The organism is Pseudomonas sp. SDO52101_S400 (assembly GCF_054071635.1).
Window position 1 is genome coordinate 1 of sequence record NZ_JBSVWF010000055.1, and the last position, 15,341, is coordinate 15,341.

Below are 15,341 nucleotides of genomic sequence, written 5' to 3' on the forward strand. Positions count from 1 at the left end.
TCAGTTCAGTCTCCATCTTCGGTGTCTGACTAACCGCTTTCGTCGGAACGCCGCCCGGAGCAAACCCGCTCCCACAGTGGTTTTGTGCCGGGGATTATTGCGCGGTGGCTTTGAGGCCAGTGAGCAACAGCCGCTGAAACAGGTCTTCCTTCAGACCTTCCGGATCGGTGAGCTGCATGCGCGCCAGATGCTCCGGATACAGCGAAGCCTCCGGCGCATCCAGCGCGGCCTTGCCCAGCTCAAGAATCTCCGTCAGCTTGAACTTGCTCTTGAGCCAGTTCAGCGCCCGCAACAGATCCTTTTCGACCTCATTGAAATCGCAACCCAGTGGATACTCCGGAAACAGGTTCGGATGCCGTGCGGCAATCGCCTGCAAGCGTTGCGGGGTGTTGTCGGTAAAGCGTGGATCGAGGCGGAAGTCCTTCGGCAACTTGCCGACCTTTTGCGCCTGCTCGATCAGGCCCTGCTGGAAGCGCGAGTCACTGATGTTCAACAGCGCCTCGATCACCACCGCGTCCGTCTTGCCACGCAAATCGGCAATGCCGTACTCGGTCACCACGATGTCACGCAGGTGCCGTGGGATCGTGCAGTGGCCGTACTCCCAGACGATGTTCGAACTGACGTCACCGCCGGATTCGCGCCAGCTGCGCAGCAGCAGAATCGAACGCGCATCGTGTAGCGCATGACCCTGGGCAACGAAGTTGTACTGCCCGCCGACGCCACTGAGCACCCGGCCATCCTCCAGTTGATCGGACACTCCGGCACCGAGCAACGTCATGGTGAACGCGGTGTTGATGAATCGCGCATCAATACGCTGCAGGCGTTTGAGCTCTTCCTGACCGTACAGCTCGTTGATGTAGCTGATGCGGGTCATGTTGAATTCAAGACGTTTGCTGTGGGGCAGCTCGCGCAGACGCTCGTAGAAACTGCGTGGCCCGAGGAAGAAGCCGCCATGCACTGAAATGCCGTCGGTTTGCGCCGCCTCGTCGAGGGTGTCGGCATTGGCCTGCTCCTGAGTCTGCACGTCCGGGTAGACCTTGCGCCGGATGATCCCGGCGTCCGCCAGCACCAGCAAGCCGTTGACGAACATTTCGCTGCAACCGTAAAGGCCCTTGGCGAACGGCTCGATACCGCCCTCGCGTTCTATCAACTGTGCCCACTGGCTGAGGTTCACATCGGCCAGCAAACCCCGGTAGCCGGCATTGTCGGCCTGACGCGCCAGCAACGCAGCGGTCAGCGCATCACCCATCGAGCCGATGCCGATCTGCAAGGAGCCGCCATCGCGCACCAGCGTGCTGGCGTGCAGGCCGATGAAGTGATCCTGAAGCCCGACGGGCATGTTCGGCGTGGAAAACAGCGTGCTGCTGTCCTTCTCGTCGATTAGCAGGTCGAAGGTGTCGATATCGACTTCGGCGTCACCCGGCATGTACGGCAGCTCGGTGTGCACCTGGCCGACCAGCAGAATGGTCTCCCCCGCCGCCCGGCGTTTGGCGATCATCGGGAACAGGTCGAGGGTGATGTCCGGGTTGCAGCTCAGGCTCAGGCGATCGGGATGCTCACTGCTGCTGGCGAGCAACTGCGCCACCAGATTCAGACCAGCCGCGTTGATGTCACGGGCCGCGTGGCTGTAGTTGCTGCTGACGTAGTCCTGCTGGGCCGACGCACTGTTGAGCAGGCTGCCGGGCTGCATGAAGAACTGCTCGATGCGGATGTTGGCCGGCAGGCTGTCGCGGTGCAGGTCGGCGAGAAACTCCAGTTCCGGGTAATCGCCAAATACCCGCTCGACGAAAGGTTCGATGAAGCGCTTCTGCAAGCCGTCGCCCAGCGAAGGTCGGCCAAGGCACAGGGCGGTGTAGATCGTCAGTTGCCGTTCAGGCAATCCGGCAATCCGCCGGTACAGCGCATTGACGAAGAGATTGGGTTTGCCCAGTCCCAACGGCAGGCCCATGTGGATGTGCGCCGGCAACCTTGCCAGTACGTCGTCCACTGCCTGTTCGATCGAACACAACTGCACCATCTGAAGCCTCCTGCCCGTTCCGTGAATAGGGGTAGACCGAGCTTGCCTTGAGTTTGCTGCAATGAACAGCTTGGGGATCGGATTGGCGTTTGATTCCGGATTTGTTTACGGATTGAGATCGCTGCCCTCACCCTGGCCCTCTCCCCGAGGGAGAGGGGACTGATTGGGGGATGCTGAAGGAAAACGCCGACCTGACACATCTTTGCCGAATCCATAATCGACAAGGTCTTTCAGGTCGATGTCGGACGCCAGACACCTCGGTCGGCTCCCTCTCCTGGGGGAGAGGGCTGGGGTGAGGGGGACTCTTGAATTTCGAGCACAAAAAAACCGTCCGAAGACGGTTTTTTTCATCAGAAGCGCGGCTTATTTCAGGCCGGACATCTTCTGGATCGCGCCTTTCAGATCGGCATCGGTGCAATCGGAACAGGTGCCTTTCGGTGGCATAGCGTTCAAGCCGGAAATCGCTTTGGCCAGCAGGCCATCGAGACCACCCTGGTGATCGGCACGGTCTTTCCAGGCGGCCGTGTCACCGATTTTCGGCGCGCCCAACAGACCCGCTGTGTGACAAGCGCCGCAATGACCGGCAATGATTGAGTCAGGGGTCTTGGCATCACCGCCGCCTGCGCTGGCAGCGACTTCCATACCCTTGCACTCTTGCCCTTGAACACAGACCTGGCCGACGGGCTCGAGGCGTTTGGCAATCTCGTCATTCGTCGCAGCTTGAGCGCTGACAGCCCAGAGGGCCAGTACGGTTGCTGGTGCAGCCAGCATTTTCATAATTAGATTCACGCGTTCACCCTCAATGGTGGCTATTCACGCCTGCGGCCACGGTTCGCAGGCGGGCGCAAGTATAGCGGGTAGCCCGCCACACTGAAACAACCCCAAAGTTAAAGGGGTCTTGTTGCGCATCGGTCAAACAGTGCGGACACCTTGGCCACAATGGCCTGGCGTCTCTCGATTTAAAAATTCGCCGGCGTGGCTGCGCTGATTAGTCGCGCAGGCAAGTCGAACGGATTACGAAAACGATGCGGTTTGGTACTTTCAAAGTAGTAGCTGTCGCCGGCTTCGAGAATAAAAGTTTCAAGGCCCACCACCAGCTCCAGACGACCCTCCACCAGAATCCCGGTTTCCTCGCCTTCGTGGGTAAGCATTTCTTCGCCGGTATCGGCGCCCGGCGGGTAGATTTCATTGAGGAACGCGATGGCCCGGCTCGGGTGCGCGCGGCCGACCAGTTTCATGGTCACGGCGCCGTCGGAAATGTCGATCAGCTCGTTGGCCTTGTAGACGATCTGGGTCGGTTTTTCCTGCAGGATTTCTTCGGAAAAGAACTCGACCATGGACATGGGAATCCCGCCCAGAACCTTTCTCAAAGAACTGATCGAAGGGCTGACGCTGTTCTTTTCGATCATCGAAATGGTGCTGTTGGTGACGCCCGCGCGCTTGGCGAGTTCACGCTGGGAAAGCCCTTTGAGCTTGCGGATCGATTGCAGTCGTTCACCGACGTCCAAGGCTTGGGCCTCCTGAGTGTTGTAGAAATATTGAGCGTTATCATGGCGACAGCGTTCAGTATTTACAACACTTGGGCCCCGCTTGAGCTTCAACCCTCGGAATAGAGCCTTGGCACCCGACGCAGGTTGCAGAAGATCTGGTACGGAATGGTGTCCGCCCACTTCGCCACGTCGCTGGCGAGGATGTTCTTGCCCCACAACTCGACGGTCGAACCCAGGCCGGCTTGCGGCACGTCAGTCAGGTCGATGCACAGCATGTCCATCGACACCCGGCCAAGAATGCGACTGCGCTGGCCGGCCACCAGCACCGGGGTGCCGGTCGGCGCCTGACGCGGATAACCGTCGGCATAACCCATGGCGACCACGCCGATGCGCATCGGTTTGTCGGTGATGAATTTCGCGCCATAGCCCACCGGCTCGCCGGCCGGCAGTTCGCGTACGCTGATGACTTTCGATTCAAGCGTCATCACCGGTTGCAGGCGCTCGGCCAAAGCGTTGGCTTCTTCGAACGGGGTGGCGCCGTAGAGCATGATGCCCGGGCGCACCCAGTCACTGTGAATCTGTGGCCAGCCAAGCACCGCTGGCGAATTGCGCAGGCTGACTTCGGCTGCCAGCCCCTGACGGGCGGCTTCAAACACTGCAACCTGATCGGCGCTGCTCTGCTCGTGCAGTTCATCGGCACGGGCGAAGTGGCTCATCAGCACGACTTTCGCCACGTTGCCGCTGGCCAGCAGACGCTGGTAAGCCGCCGGGTAATCTTTCGGATGCAGCCCGACGCGGTGCATGCCCGAATCGAGCTTCAGCCACACGGTGATCGGTTTGCTCAACGCCGCCTGCTCGATGGCTTCGAGCTGCCACAGCGAATGCACTACGCACCAGAAGTCGTACTCGACGATCAACGCCAGCTCATCGGCCTCGAAAAAGCCTTCGAGCAACAGCACCGGCGCACGAATGCCGGCAGCACGCAGCTCCAGGGCTTCTTCGATGCACGCCACCGCGAAGCCGTCCGCTTCAGCCTCCAGCGCCTGGGCGCAACGCACTGCGCCGTGGCCATAGGCATCGGCCTTGATCACCGCCAGTGCCTTGGCACCGGTGACTTCACGGGCGATACGGTAGTTGTGACGCAGGGCTTCTAGATCGATCAGGGCACGGGCAGGACGCATGGCAGCAGACTTCTTGGCGGTCATGGGAATAAAAACCGGCGCTGGCTGACGACGTGAACCGCCAACAGCACCGGGAGAGGGATCTTTACAACGGGTTACGGCAACGCGGCGACGATGGAGATCTCGACCAGAATGCTTGGCTTGGCCATCTTCGCTTCAACGGTGGCACGGGCCGGTGCGGCGCCTTTGGGCAGCCACTGGTCCCACACCGAGTTCATCCCGGCGAAGTGCACCTCGATGTCGTTCAGGTAGATCGTCGCCGACAGCAGATGCTGCTTGTCAGTCCCGGCCAGATCCAGCAGACGCTCGATATTGGCGAGGACGTCGCGGGTCTGCTGTTCCACCCCGGCGTTGAAGTCATCGCCGACCTGCCCGGACAGATACACCGTACCGTTGTGGCTGACGATCTGACTCATGCGCTCATTGGTGAGCTGGCGCTGGATTGCCATGCTTTGCGGACTCCTGGGTCTTGTTGCCATAACGGGAAATATCGAGGCCTTCGGCGCTGATCTGCGGCTTTTTCTTCGCCATCAGGTCAGCCAGCAAACGACCGGAGCCGCACGCCATGGTCCAGCCGAGGGTGCCGTGACCGGTGTTCAGGAACAGGTTCTTGAACGGAGTGGCGCCGACGATCGGGGTGCCGTCCGGCGTGGTTGGGCGCAGGCCGGTCCAGAAACTCGCTTCGGCCAGATTGCCGCCCTGAGGATAAAGGTCGTTGACGATCATCTCCAGGGTTTCGCGCCGGCGCGGGTTCAGCGACAGGTCAAAACCGGCGATCTCCGCCATGCCGCCGACGCGGATGCGGTTGTCGAAACGGGTGATCGCGACCTTGTAGGTCTCGTCGAGAATGGTCGAAGTTGGCGCCATGGCCGGGTTGGTGATCGGCACGGTCAGCGAGTAACCCTTCAACGGATACACCGGAGCCTTGATGCCCAGCGGCTTAAGCAGTTGCGGCGAGTAGCTGCCGAGGGCCAGTACGTAGCGGTCGGCGGTTTCCAGCTTGCCGTCGATCCACACGCCGTTGATCCGGTCGCCAGCGAAGTCGAGGCGCTGGATGTCCTGGCCAAAACGGAATTCCACGCCCAGGTTTACGGCCATTTCGGCGAGGCGGGTGGTGAAGATCTGGCAGTCGCCGGTCTGGTCGTTCGGCAGGCGCAGGGCACCGGCGAGGATGTCGGTGACGCTGGCAAGGGCCGGCTCGACACGGGCAATGCCGGCGCGATCGAGGACTTCGAACGGTACGCCGGACTCTTTCAGGACGGCGATGTCCTTGGCAGCGCCATCCAGCTGCGCCTGAGTGCGGAACAGCTGGGTGGTGCCCAGGCTGCGGCCTTCGTAGGCGATGCCGGTTTCGGCGCGCAATTCGTCGAGGCAGTCGCGGCTGTATTCGGACAGACGCACCATGCGCTCCTTGTTCACCGCGTAACGGTTGGCAGTGCAGTTGCGCAGCATCTGCGCCATCCACAGGTATTGGTCGATGTCGGCGGTGGCCTTGATCGCCAAAGGCGCGTGGCGTTGCAGCAGCCATTTGATGGCCTTGAGCGGCACGCCCGGCGCGGCCCACGGCGAGGCATAACCCGGCGAGACCTGGCCTGCGTTGGCGAAACTGGTCTCCATGGCCGCGGCTGGCTGCCGGTCCACCACCACCACTTCAAACCCGGCACGGGCCAGATAGTAAGCACTGGCGGTACCGATGACGCCGCTACCCAAGACCATAACGCGCATTTTTGTATCCCTCTCGCGGCGTGCCGCGTACGTCTGTTGTTAGAGCAATGATGCGCGCAGTGTAAAAAAGATTCGCCAGTGCTTTTCACTGTATAAGCGCCTATATTTGGCGACAATTCTCGGCAAAAACCCTTTTCACGGAGGCGCATCCCCTATGCGTACCAACACTCAGACCAAACGTGAGCTGGACAAGATCGACCGCAACATCTTGCGGATCCTGCAGGCGGACGGGCGGATTTCATTCACCGAACTGGGCGAGAAGGTCGGGCTCTCCACCACGCCTTGCACCGAGCGGGTGCGGCGCCTGGAGCGCGAGGGGATCATCATGGGCTACAACGCCCGCCTGAATCCGCAGCACTTGAAGGGTAGTCTGCTGGTGTTCGTCGAGATCAGCCTCGACTACAAATCCGGCGATACTTTCGAAGAGTTCCGACGTGCGGTGCTGAAATTGCCCCACGTGCTGGAATGTCACCTGGTGTCAGGGGATTTCGACTATCTGGTGAAGGCGCGGATTTCCGAGATGGCCTCGTACCGCAAACTGCTGGGCGACATCCTGCTCAAGCTGCCGCATGTGCGCGAGTCCAAGAGCTACATCGTGATGGAAGAAGTGAAAGAGAGCCTGAGCCTGCCGATTCCAGACTGAACGCTCAGACCAGCACCTGCCGATGCTCGGCCATGTACTCGAACACCTGTTTCTCGACCCGCGGATGAATCAGCTCTACCGGCCGCCGGCCGTTGGGGCATGGCAAGGTTTTGGTGGTCCCGAACAACCGACAGATCAGCGGCCGCTCGTCATACACCGTGCAGCCGTTCGGCCCCAGGTGCACACAGTTGAGTTCTTCCATGGCCGCGTCCTGCTCGGCGCGAGTCTTGCGCGGTAGCCGGGCCATTTCTTCGGGCGAGGTGGTCACCGGCCCACAGCAGTCGTGACAGCCCGGCACACACTCGAATGTGGGAATCTGCTGACGCAAGGTGCGGATTTTCTGACTGTTGCAGCTCATTGCAGCGATAACCGGCGTGAAATAGGCGGTAATTGTGCCGCAAAAGCCGTGATCCAGACACCATCGGCCGACCAATGTTGCCCGGCCTCGGGCCTGCGGCTTATGCTCCGTCAAATTTTCTCGACACCCGCTCAGGATGACGCCCATGAATGCCCGCGCCCAAGCCTTCGCGAGCCAGCCCCATGTTGCCTCTTATTACGCCGCCAGCCGCCTGCCGCAACCCGACTATCCGGTGCTGCAAGGTGAGCTGATTGCTGATGTGTGCGTGGTCGGCGGCGGCTTCTCCGGGCTGAACACCGCACTGGAACTGGCTGAACGCGGCTTGAGCGTTGTACTGCTGGAAGCACACCGGATTGGCTGGGGCGCCAGCGGCCGCAACGGCGGGCAATTGATTCGCGGGGTCGGTCACGGTCTCGACCAGTTCGCCAACGTGATCGGCATCGACGGCGTGCGTCAGATGAAACTCATGGGCCTGGAAGCGGTGGAAATCGTCCGACAGCGCGTCGAGCGTTTTCAGATTCCCTGCGACCTGACCTGGGGTTACTGCGACCTCGCCAACAAACCCCGCGATCTGGAAGACTTCGCCGAAGATGCCGAGGAACTGCGCAGCCTCGGTTATCGCTACGAAACCCGCCTGCTGCAAGCGAACGAGATGCACACCGTGGTCGGTTCCAAACGCTACGTCGGCGGCTTGATCGACATGGGCTCCGGTCACCTGCACCCGTTGAACCTGGCATTGGGCGAAGCTGCGGCGGCGCAGCAATTGGGGGTGAAGCTGTTCGAACAATCGGCGGTCATCCGTATCGACTACGGCCCGGAAGTCCGGGTGCATACGGCACAAGGTTCGGTGCGGGCGAAAACGCTGGTGCTCGGCTGCAACGCCTATCTCAACAATCTGAACCCACAACTCAGTGGCAAAGTGCTTCCGGCCGGCAGCTACATCATCGCCACCGAACCCCTGAGCGAAGAACAGGCCCACGCCCTGCTGCCGCAGAACATGGCGGTCTGCGACCAGCGGGTGGCGCTGGATTACTACCGGCTTTCCGCCGACCGGCGCCTGCTGTTCGGCGGTGCCTGCCATTACTCGGGACGTGATCCGAAGGACATCGCTGCGTACATGCGACCGAAAATGCTGGAGGTGTTCCCGCAGCTCGCCTCAGCGAAGATCGAGTATCAGTGGGGCGGAATGATCGGCATCGGCGCCAACCGTTTGCCACAGATTGGCCGGCTCACCGACCAGCCGAACGTGTATTACGCCCAGGCTTATTCCGGTCACGGCGTGAATGCCACACACCTGGCGGGCAAGTTGCTGGCCGAGGCCATCAGCGGCCAGCACAGCGGTGGTTTCGATCTGTTCGCCAAAGTGCCACACATCACCTTCCCCGGCGGCAAGCATCTGCGCTCGCCGCTGCTGGCGTTGGGGATGTTGTGGCATCGCCTTAAAGAACTGGTCTGATGTTTTTGTTGAGGCCCTGAATACGCCTTCGCGAGCAAGCCCGCTCCCACAGGTGACCGCGCTCCGCCTGGAGAACACGGTCAAATGTGAGAGCGGGCTTGCTCGCGAAGAGGCCGAAACAGGCGCTAAAGAGTTCAGATCCGCCAGAACGGCGTCAGCCCCTCCTCCAGCGCCTGCTCCCGGGTCAAGCCGACATCCTTGAGTTGCTCCGGCGTCAGATTCAGCAACGCCCTGCGCGTGTGCAGACGATGCCAGAACAGGTTCCAGCGACTCAGCCCGGACGGTGCGTTGCGCATGATCTCGTTGCGCGCGCTGTCCTGTTGCCCTGCCTCCAGTTCCCGACTGTGTAACGTCAGCCGCACATCGCTCAAGCCGTTCATTTTCAATGCTCCTGTTTACTTGGGTAGCCAGAGATTCCATGATGCGCGGGTCGACAAAAGCATTACAGATTCAACACATCCGTATTAATTCCATACAGATTTGCTGTTCCTGAGACTGAATTGTCGATTTACGCCGCATCTGTACTGGTTTAACGAATCACCTGCATCGAGGCAGTGCCATGACGCTCTATGTGAACCTCGCCGAATTGCTCGGCACGCGCATCGAACAAGGTTTCTACCGTCCTGGTGATCGCCTGCCGTCGGTGCGCGCCTTGAGCGTAGAACACGGGGTCAGCCTGAGCACGGTGCAGCAGGCCTATCGAATGCTGGAAGACAGCGGCCTGGCCACACCCAAGCCAAAATCCGGCTACTTCGTGCCGGTCGGTCGCGAGCTGCCGGAACTCCCGGCAGTCGGGCGCCCTGCGCAACGGCCGGTAGAGATTTCCCAATGGGATCAGGTGCTGGAGCTGATTCGCGCAGTGCCACGCAAAGACGTGGTGCAACTGGGTCGCGGCATGCCGGACATCTCCTCGCCGACGATGAAGCCGCTGCTGCGCGGGCTGGCCCGTATCAGCCGCCGTCAGGACATGCCCGGTCTGTATTACGACAACATCCACGGCACCCTCGAACTGCGTGAGCAGATTGCCCGGCTGATGCTCGACTCAGGCTGCCAGTTGAGTGCCGGCGACCTCGTCGTCACCACCGGTTGCCATGAAGCGCTGTCCACCAGCATCCACGCGATCTGTGAGCCCGGCGACATCGTCGCGGTGGACTCGCCGAGCTTCCACGGCGCCATGCAGACCCTCAAGGGACTGGGCATGAAAGCCCTGGAAATTCCTACCGACCCGCTCACCGGCATCAGCCTCGAAGCGCTGGAACTGGCGCTGGAGCAATGGCCGATCAAGGTCATCCAGCTCACACCGAACTGCAACAACCCCCTCGGCTACATCATGCCGGAGTCGCGTAAACGCGCCCTGCTGAACCTGGCCCAGCGTTTCGACGTGGCGATCATCGAAGACGATGTGTATGGCGAACTGGCCTACACCTACCCGCGCCCGCGCACGATCAAATCCTTTGACGAAGACGGCCGCGTCTTGCTGTGCAGTTCGTTCTCCAAGACCCTCGCGCCGGGGCTGCGCATCGGCTGGGTTGCCCCGGGTCGGTATCTCGAACGCGTGCTGCACATGAAATACATCAGCACCGGCTCCACCGCGCCGCAACCGCAGATCGCCATCGCCGAATTCCTCAAGGCCGGCCACTTCGAACCGCATTTGCGGCGGATGCGCACGCAATACCAGCGCAATCGCGACGTGATGATCGACTGGGTAACCCGTTATTTTCCGGCCGGCACCCGCGCCAGCCGCCCACAGGGCAGCTTCATGCTCTGGGTCGAACTGCCGGAGGGTTTCGACACACTGAAACTGAATCGTGCGCTGCACGATCAAGGCGTACAGATTGCCGTCGGCAGCATTTTTTCCGCCTCGGGCAAGTACCGCAATTGTCTGCGCATGAACTACGCGGCCAAACCGACACCGCTGATCGAAGACGCGGTGCGCAAGGTCGGCGCAGCCGCCATCAAGCTGTTGGCCGAAGCCGACTAATCCACCGTAAATGCGCCCTGACCTTCAAACCGCACCGGATCGACGGGGCGGCTTGAGGCGTCATCGACCCGCGCATCGAGCTCCATCTCCACTTCCAGCAGACTGCCCCGGGCAGCGGCGTCCGCCCGCCATGGAACGACGTGGATGCCCGGGCGCAGAAAATCACCTTCGAGCGGTTGGCCGCTGTCCAGGCGCCAGTGCACCGCCGCACCGTCGAGACGCACGGCCACGATGCGCAGTTGCAACGTGCCCGCCGCCCAACGGAATCGCTGCGGATCAGCGGAGGGCGCGACAAATGCCCAACGCATCAAGCGCACATCGGGACACTGCACCCGCAAGTGCACGCTGCGCAGGCCAAAGCCCGGCCCCCGGCCATCAAGCGCCGTGCGTTGCAGCAGATCGGCGCGCGTTGCGCTACCCAGGTTCACGCTCGCGGGCGACAGGCTCGACTGACACGTTTCGGCGCCTGACGCCGGTTGAAATACCAGGCACAGCAACACGATCCAGACCGGCAGAAATTTCATCAGATGCACTCGTTCAGGACAGCTCGGCCGGGGCGCAGGTGGCATCGACCCGCTCGATGAGCGCGCTGTCTTCAGGGTATTCGGAAAGCGGGAAACGCAACACGCACTGCGTGTTGTCAGGGAGCTGCACATGCAGGCGCTGACCCGTTTTTGCGTCGGGCAGAAAAATCGTCCCGGCGTCCTGGACCGTCGTCAGGTAGCGCCCCTGTTCGTCGTGAACGCTCAGCCCCTTGGCCAGCCATTGCCGGTCGACGGTCATGACGTTGAGCAACAATCGCCGGACCGTGACGAGCGAGAAGTCCAGATGCTGCACCGACCCGCGTGCCGGCCACACTTCCTTCACCCCGTCGAGTACTTCGACGTTGCGCGACAGACTGAGCGGGTCGACTTCCAGCCGTGCCGTCGACCAGGCGGGCAGACTCGCCGCGACTGCGCGGCCCGAGCCATCGGTCCAGACCGGTCCTTGAGGCGTGTTCAGTTTCACGCCCGATCGTTCACCGGCCTTGAGTACGCCGAAAGTGTCGCGCAAGGGATAGGGCGACAGCGTTGCGCCCTCGCGATGCAGCGCCACACCGCCGCGCAGCCCCACGTCGTAATCGGTCGCGCCGGATCGCTGAGCGACGCCAACGTCCAGGCTGGTATAGCGCGGCAGTGCATTGAAGCGCACGCCGTAACTTGCCGCTGCCTCATCCCGGTATTCGGCGTTGGCGTTGTAAGCCAGGTTTTCATTCAGCACATCGCTGACCGCAACGCCCCGGCGCAGGCCGGATCGATCATCACGGCGCAAATAGCCGCGCAACCTTCGTTGGCCACCCAGCGCCATTCCCAGCGTCAGGTAAGCAGTGTTGCCCAGGTGATCGGGCGCCGTGTCGCCGATAGCACGCTCCAGGTTCAATGACAGGCTGATGCGCTCAGGCAATGTGCGAGACCACGACAGGCCAAGACGCGAGTGCGACGGTTCACCCTGGGTCGAATAGCGCGACCAGGTCGCCCCGAATACGCCCCATTGATCGGCCGAGCCGGTGAGCGAAAACACCAGGTGATCGCGACCGGGGGATTCGGCCCGTTGGAGCTCCCGATTCCAGCCAGTGTCCGACAGCGGACGAAAATTCCGACTCTGGCGCACCGCAACCAGGCTCGTCGACAGCTGCTCGGACAGCGGCGCACTGAGCGTCAGTTGCGTCTGGCTGCCCCCCTCGCCACGGGAGCGGTCGTCGGACAGCACCTGCTTCAAGCCCAGTGCGTAGCCACCGGCCCACTGACGCTGCAGACCCCAGCCTGTCGAAAGGTAGTCGGTTGCCGCGAGCACACCGGCGCTCATTCGGGTGGCCTGTCCCCAATCCCAATCCTTGCTGAACGCGGTGAAAGAAGGTGTCTGTCGGTCGTCCGAGCCCAGCCGTCGCACGGTGCCCAGCGCAAAGTTGAACCCGCTCGGTCCTGCCCATTGCGCTTCGTGGAGACTGGCCGCCGGCACCCGCAAGCGCCGCGCCTGTCCATCCTGTTCGTGGACGGTCACGTCCAGATCAATCTGATTACTCAGCAACGGTAGCGCCCGCAACGTGAACGGCCCACTCGGCACCATGGTGGTATAGATCATCACGCCGTTCTGTCGCACTTCAATGCGGGCCGGCGAATACGCGATACCCTCCACCTGCCCGCGTGCGCCGTCCTGCGCCGCTCGTAATTGCGTGAATGCCGCTTCCGGCAGGATCTGCACACCGTTGAATGGCTCACCGGCAAACAAGGTCGACGCGAGATTCAATTGCCCGACCTGCAGACTGGCTTCGGCGTCCTCCAGGGTTCGCGCACCGTAGGCATACAGGTGCTCGAACCGCGAGTTGCCGGAGGTCGACGTGTAGGACTGCCGGCTGCGCAGCACCCAGTCCCCGGCATTCAGACCGAGCTCCGAGCCCAGGCTTTGAAAACTGTCGTGCCGGCCTTCATGCTGACTGCCAACCATCAGCGCGTCGTAGTTGAAAACGCCGGCCGTACCGCCATGAGCGAAGTTGTTTGGCGCACGCTCCGGCAACATCAGACTATCGGTCGGTACCAGCAGGTCTATCAGTTCGCGTCCCGGATCCAGTTGTACGACGGCTTCGGGAAATCCCTCCACCAGCGTCATGCACTGTTCCGGCCGCAACCTGTCTATCGAGGGTGGCGGACGCACTCCGGCAGCCTTCAGCCATTGGGGGTGCAGACACAATTCGCCGCGCTCGTTGAACGACACCCGCACACGGCCTCTGGCCTGTCCGTTGACCTCAAGCGACACGGAATGCTCGCCTTGGGTGAAGCGCGGCGCCTCACGAAAGTACGCCGCCAAAGCAGGATCGATGCCTCGGTCTCTCAACACGTGGGCGTCGAACTCCAGTGACTCGGCCGCCAGCGAGGTGCCTTTGACCGCGAGCAGCAACACGCCCCAACGAACGCAGACTTTCATCAACGAGTAACCGGCGCATCGTAATGATCGACCGCAAAGCCGTAGGTGGTAGCCGGGAAAATCCTCACCGCCATTGTCTGCACCGAATCGTGCAAGGGTAAATCGGCGTGCAGGCGCTCGCCGGGCAAGATGTAGGTCTTTGGCAGATTCACCGAACGGGTGCCCGGCAGAGGCACAACGGTTTTCGCCAGCCGAACCACATAGGGGCTCGGATTGACGACCTGCACACCACCGGCATCGATTGACCAGGTCAGGCGTTTCCACGGCTCGCGTTCGACCGGCAATCCGGCAGGACGCAATATCACCGGCAGGTTCTGGCGTACACCGAGGGCGACCCGCGCTCCGGCGGCATCACTGCTCGGGCTGATTCCCTCGAAGATCACCCGCTTCAGACGTTCGGTCTTCAACGGTTGCCGGTTTTGCAGAATGAATCGCACTTGCTGAATGCCGCCCGGCTCGACACGGGCAATGGGCGGGGTGAAGACCAGCAGAACATCGTCGCTGTCCTCGATGTTCTCAATGGTGGTGTGCAGCAGTGCGGGTTGCGTGTCGGTATTGCGCACGTTCATCACTGCTTCACCCATGCCCTCCTCCACCAACAATACCGGCGTCTGCGGAACCATTCCGGCGGCGTGGGCCAGCGGCATTGAAAACCATGCGAACAGGCACAGCAGTGCCGTCTTGAAAGCAGACTTGAAAGAAATGAGCATCGGGATAATCCGTGGAATCCGGGATGCGATCCGGCAGATGCCGGACCGCGCTCGCATGCGTCAGCGAGTCCCGGCGCCTTGACGGGCACCGGGACGCTGCCGTCAGAGGTAGAACATGTCGAACGTCACGGAGCCATCCAGCGGGATTTCGTTGGCAATAGGCAGAGCGTTGCTTGGGCCGATGATCGGCAGCAGGTGCATCGGGAAACCGTGGTGGCGGGCGGCAACCGGGCCGGTCGCGGCGCTGGCGCCCCACGAGTACAACTGCGGCGCATTGCCGACCAGCGTGCTGGTCGGCTCACGCCACGCCGGGGCTGCCAGCGTCCGGGTCAGCAGCGTCTGGGCATTGCCGTCGGTCTCCGGGATCCCGTGGCGCAAGGCGAAACCACCAATACGCGTACCGCCGATTTCGCCCAGGCCGTAAAACAGCGTCGGATCGCTCTGGCCGGCACCATCACTGATACCCGGCAGCTTGGTGCCGGCGCGGTTGTCGCGTACCGACACTTCCACCGGAGCCGGTGCATCGCAATTGATGTGCAGCGACACATCGCGACCGGCCAACAGGGTCTGGGTGGTCGGATTCAGCGTCGCCGCCGAAATCTTGCGCAAATCCACTGTGCTGCCACCGGCAAAAGCCGGAATGCAGGAGGTCGGAATGATGGTGCCGATGACATTCAGGTCAACGCTTTCTGCCATTGCCATTGTTGGCAGCAGCGCCGCCGCCAGTACTGCAAGACGGTATGTCTTTTTCATAAGCCGTAATCTTCCATTTGATTGACAGTTCAGTCCCTACAAACCTGGTCTGTAAGTAAGCGGGCT

The 15,341-nt window shown here is 61.7% G+C and carries 15 protein-coding genes; 3 read left to right on the forward strand and 12 right to left on the reverse strand.

The genetic code is table 11. The features are described 5' to 3' along the window. Positions 1-94 precede the first annotated feature (94 nt). From ACW9HX_RS23225 to dadA, 6 genes are all read right to left on the reverse strand, one after another. Positions 95-2,017, reverse strand: a complete 1,923-nt coding sequence (locus tag ACW9HX_RS23225; RefSeq protein ID WP_457382398.1) for an acetyl-CoA hydrolase/transferase C-terminal domain-containing protein — start codon at positions 2,015-2,017, stop codon at positions 95-97. A gap of 363 nt (positions 2,018-2,380) precedes the next feature. Next, positions 2,381-2,794, reverse strand: coding sequence for a c-type cytochrome (locus ACW9HX_RS23230; RefSeq protein WP_457382423.1), 414 nt, complete (start codon positions 2,792-2,794; stop codon positions 2,381-2,383). A 182-nt stretch (positions 2,795-2,976) separates the two neighbouring features. Then, positions 2,977-3,525 (reverse strand): cupin domain-containing protein, encoded by a 549-nt coding sequence (locus ACW9HX_RS23235; RefSeq protein ID WP_166221791.1) that lies wholly within the window; start codon positions 3,523-3,525, stop codon positions 2,977-2,979. Between the two features lie 89 nt (positions 3,526-3,614). Beyond that, on the reverse strand, positions 3,615-4,688 hold the full coding sequence (gene alr / locus ACW9HX_RS23240) for an alanine racemase (protein ID WP_457382424.1): 1,074 nt from the start codon (positions 4,686-4,688) through the stop codon (positions 3,615-3,617). A gap of 95 nt (positions 4,689-4,783) precedes the next feature. Continuing rightward, positions 4,784-5,137 (reverse strand): RidA family protein, encoded by a 354-nt coding sequence (locus ACW9HX_RS23245; protein WP_457382399.1) that lies wholly within the window; start codon positions 5,135-5,137, stop codon positions 4,784-4,786. Continuing rightward, positions 5,109-6,413 carry a D-amino acid dehydrogenase gene (gene dadA, locus ACW9HX_RS23250; protein WP_085731396.1) on the reverse strand — a complete coding sequence of 435 codons (1,305 nt, stop codon included), beginning with the start codon at positions 6,411-6,413 and terminating at the stop codon, positions 5,109-5,111. The genes ACW9HX_RS23245 and dadA overlap by 29 nt, the downstream gene beginning before the upstream one ends. Before the next feature lie 154 nt (positions 6,414-6,567). On the opposite strand from dadA, the gene ACW9HX_RS23255 reads away from it, so the two are divergent. After that, the gene (locus ACW9HX_RS23255) at positions 6,568-7,056 is read left to right on the forward strand and encodes an Lrp/AsnC ligand binding domain-containing protein (protein ID WP_003177284.1); all 489 of its coding nucleotides are present in this window, start codon (positions 6,568-6,570) and stop codon (positions 7,054-7,056) included. Between the two features lie 4 nt (positions 7,057-7,060). Here ACW9HX_RS23255 and ACW9HX_RS23260 read toward each other — a convergent pair whose 3' ends face one another. Continuing rightward, positions 7,061-7,414, reverse strand: a complete 354-nt coding sequence (locus ACW9HX_RS23260) for a YkgJ family cysteine cluster protein (protein WP_457382400.1) — start codon at positions 7,412-7,414, stop codon at positions 7,061-7,063. Positions 7,415-7,559: 145 nt separating this feature from the next. Between ACW9HX_RS23260 and ACW9HX_RS23265 the strand changes: the two genes are divergently transcribed. Continuing rightward, on the forward strand, positions 7,560-8,870 hold the full coding sequence (locus ACW9HX_RS23265; RefSeq protein WP_457382401.1) for an NAD(P)/FAD-dependent oxidoreductase: 1,311 nt from the start codon (positions 7,560-7,562) through the stop codon (positions 8,868-8,870). A gap of 134 nt (positions 8,871-9,004) precedes the next feature. Here the strand turns inward: ACW9HX_RS23265 and ACW9HX_RS23270 are convergent, their stop codons facing one another. Next, positions 9,005-9,250, reverse strand: coding sequence for a DUF1127 domain-containing protein (locus ACW9HX_RS23270; protein WP_457382402.1), 246 nt, complete (start codon positions 9,248-9,250; stop codon positions 9,005-9,007). Between the two features lie 179 nt (positions 9,251-9,429). On the opposite strand from ACW9HX_RS23270, the gene ACW9HX_RS23275 reads away from it, so the two are divergent. After that, on the forward strand, positions 9,430-10,851 hold the full coding sequence (locus ACW9HX_RS23275; protein ID WP_457382403.1) for an aminotransferase-like domain-containing protein: 1,422 nt from the start codon (positions 9,430-9,432) through the stop codon (positions 10,849-10,851). Here ACW9HX_RS23275 and ACW9HX_RS23280 read toward each other — a convergent pair. From ACW9HX_RS23280 to ACW9HX_RS23295, 4 genes are all read right to left on the reverse strand, one after another. After that, positions 10,848-11,375: a hypothetical protein gene (locus ACW9HX_RS23280; protein ID WP_457382404.1), complete on the reverse strand. Its 528-nt coding sequence runs from the start codon at positions 11,373-11,375 to the stop codon at positions 10,848-10,850. The genes ACW9HX_RS23275 and ACW9HX_RS23280 overlap by 4 nt on opposite strands. A gap of 13 nt (positions 11,376-11,388) precedes the next feature. Beyond that, positions 11,389-13,812: a fimbria/pilus outer membrane usher protein gene (locus ACW9HX_RS23285; protein WP_457382405.1), complete on the reverse strand. Its 2,424-nt coding sequence runs from the start codon at positions 13,810-13,812 to the stop codon at positions 11,389-11,391. Then, positions 13,812-14,522: a fimbria/pilus chaperone family protein gene (locus ACW9HX_RS23290; protein ID WP_457382406.1), complete on the reverse strand. Its 711-nt coding sequence runs from the start codon at positions 14,520-14,522 to the stop codon at positions 13,812-13,814. Before ACW9HX_RS23290 ends, ACW9HX_RS23285 begins: the two co-directional genes overlap by 1 nt. A gap of 102 nt (positions 14,523-14,624) precedes the next feature. Further along, positions 14,625-15,275, reverse strand: a complete 651-nt coding sequence (locus tag ACW9HX_RS23295; protein ID WP_457382407.1) for a DUF1120 domain-containing protein — start codon at positions 15,273-15,275, stop codon at positions 14,625-14,627. Between the last annotated feature and the right edge of the window lie 66 nt (positions 15,276-15,341).